At 47.8% G+C, this 2,602-nt stretch carries 3 protein-coding genes and 1 pseudogene; 2 read left to right on the forward strand and 2 right to left on the reverse strand.

All coding sequences use genetic code 11. The annotated features are described in order from the left end of the window. Window positions 1-509 (reverse strand): annotated as a pseudogene (locus tag ACESLU_RS14035) (hypothetical protein); the annotation flags it as partial. Between the two features lie 128 nt (window positions 510-637). Continuing rightward, entirely contained in the window at window positions 638-925 is a 288-nt protein-coding gene (gatC, locus tag ACESLU_RS14040) for an Asp-tRNA(Asn)/Glu-tRNA(Gln) amidotransferase subunit GatC (RefSeq protein ID WP_372639259.1), read from the reverse strand. 163 nt (window positions 926-1,088) lie between these two features. Between gatC and ACESLU_RS14045 the strand changes: the two genes are divergently transcribed. Continuing rightward, a complete protein-coding gene (locus ACESLU_RS14045; RefSeq protein ID WP_372639260.1) occupies window positions 1,089-1,370 on the forward strand; it encodes an HPr family phosphocarrier protein in 282 nt (93 codons plus the stop codon). Beyond that, the coding region (locus tag ACESLU_RS14050) for a putative PEP-binding protein (RefSeq protein WP_372639261.1) at window positions 1,354-2,602 on the forward strand (1,249 nt) is incomplete at its 3' end. The genes ACESLU_RS14045 and ACESLU_RS14050, both read left to right, overlap by 17 nt.

Here is a 2,602-nt window from a genome sequence, read left to right on the forward strand (position 1 = left end):
GGGATGAAAGAGAATGCCATAAATTTGCCGTAATGCCCCGCTTCTATGATAATGGGCAGGTAGGTCGTAAAGCCGATCAAAACCGCTCCGAGAGCCGCAGAAAACGGGCGGACTCCCTGAATGATAAAAAAGCAGTAGGCGCCGCTGAGCAGAATCCAGAAGAAGACCAGGGGATGGGTATCGCCGCCGATCCATTTGAAGAACGTATCGATACTTGGCGGGGAGGGCGGGTTGTGAAGCACATAGGAAGGCATCCCTGAAAACATGTTGGTGGCCCAGTTGGGATGTTCCCCCTCGTGTGTTTCAATATAATTGATGACCGATTCCGCCCCGGCCCGGTATTGCAGCACGTCATTTCCCAAAAATTGTTTGCCGCCGAAGAAAATAGCCGAATAGAGCACCAGTGGAAGTAAAAACAGAAGGACTAATGCGATCCCATGCTTTTTGTTTCTTGACAACCGGGAGATGAAATCTTCTTTGAGAGCGTGAGGCTGGAATTTCGAATTCAAAGCGATGGTTTTAGTTGTTTATTATTGTACCCTGCAGAACGGGGAAGGAAATGCAACTGCAATTGCATCTATATCTATATCTACATCTGTATTTGTATCTGCTCCCGTGTCTATCCCTGTCTGTACTGCTATTCTATGACACGGGGGACGCGAAAGTAGTCGGTATCGGCGTCGGGAGCATTTTTGAGGGCATCCTCGTGCGGCAGCGGTTCTTCGGCCTTGTCATCGCGCAGCCGGTATTCCAGATCGATGACATGTTCCAGCGGCTCCACATCGGAGGTGTCTACCTCTTCAAGCGTGGTCATATAGTCCAGAATTTGATTCATATCATGCACTAACGACTCGGATTCTTCTTCCGTTAGCTGCAGGTGAGCCAGGTCGGCTACGTATTTGACATCTTTTTTGGTTACAGACATGAAATTTCGATATTTAGTTCACTTCAAATGAACCATAAATTAACAAAACATATGAGGAATCGGCAATATTAATAATGACGCTTTCAGCCTTGTGATTTTTGATATTTCCTTCATGGATAGTTAGAACAATAATTAGCATCTTAAGCTATAAACACGAAACAACATGATCAGAGAAAAAGTTAAGATTGTGAATGATGCTGGTCTGCATGCGCGTCCCGCAGCAGCATTGGTGAAATTAGCCAGTAAATTCAAGTCTGATTTCTTTATTCATATGTATGGATACAGGGTGAACGGTAAAAGTATTTTGGGAGTGATGACGCTGGCGGCCGAACAGGGTGCTGAGTTGGAACTGGAAATTGATGGAGAAGATGAAGAAGCGGCAGCTGAAGCTATTATAGAATTAATTAATGATGGATTTGGAGAAGTATATGATGATGAAGGATAGTGTTACAACAGAGGAGTTAGTACTTTCCGGGGCACCTGCTGCCCCTGGCATTGCGATGGGGCGAACGAGCCTGTATCGACGCAGTCGACCCACCGTTTCGAGGCAGAATATTACCGATGATGAGATTGATCATCAGCTCAGCCAGTTCGAGAAAGCGTTGGATGAAGCTGAAGAAGAGATCCGGAAGCTTCAGGATACCCAGGAAAACGGCGAGATAAAAGAACTGCTGCAGGCACATATCGAGATGATCAACGATCCCGATCTGCGAAAACGGGTAGAAATTGAGATTAAAAAATACAATCAGCCTGCGGATGCGGCTATCAAAAAGGTATTCGGGACCTACCTGGACTTGATGGATAACCAGAAGGGGCTGTTGCAGGAGCGTTCCATAGATATTGAAGATATCCGTGACCGCTTGATTCATATTATCAATAATAATGATATTCAGGATGAGATTGAGCAAGGGAGTATCCTGATCGCTGAGGAGTTGAGTCCCCGCGAAGTCATTGAATTTTCTGAACAGAATATCCGTGGTATTGTAATGGATCGCGGGGGGACAACCTCGCATGCTGCAATTTTAGCCCGATCCATGCAGATCCCTACGGTCGTGGGCGTGGAAGATGCGTCGTCTTCCATCGGAGCCCGGGAGCTGGCTATTCTGAATGGGGATCATGGGGAGGTCGTGGTGAATCCCACACCCGCTACGCAAGCAAAATATGAAGAACTGATGGCCCGGTCTGCTGAGGAGCAGTCCGAGAGGGAAAAAATTTGCAAGAGTCCGAATACAACCAGCGACGGCTCCTCCTTCTCCCTGCAGGCGAACATTGAGTTTAAGGAAGAGCTGGCTGCCGTCCGGTCCGTTCGGGCGGAGGGTATCGGATTATTACGAACGGAATCGCTGTATCTGCGACACGACCAATTCGGTGATGAAGAACAGCAAAAGGCTTTTTACCAGTCTATACTGAAGGGCACTAATTCACACCCCGTGACTATCCGCCTGTTTGATGCCGGGGGGGATAAATTTTTCGACCATGGACAAGAGGAACATAACCCGTTTCTGGGATGGCGGGGCATCCGCATGCTCCTGGATGAACGGGCGCTGTTCCAGGAGCAGTTGCGAGCCATTTTGGAAACGGCGGTTCAATACCCTGGACGCGTACGTCTTTTAGTGCCGATGGTTTCTTCCCTGCAGGAGATTGCAGCGATTAAGGAGCTCATAAAAGAGACAGAGG

The organism is Fodinibius sp. (genome assembly GCF_041642155.1).
Taxonomy (GTDB): domain Bacteria; phylum Bacteroidota; class Rhodothermia; order Balneolales; family Balneolaceae; genus Fodinibius.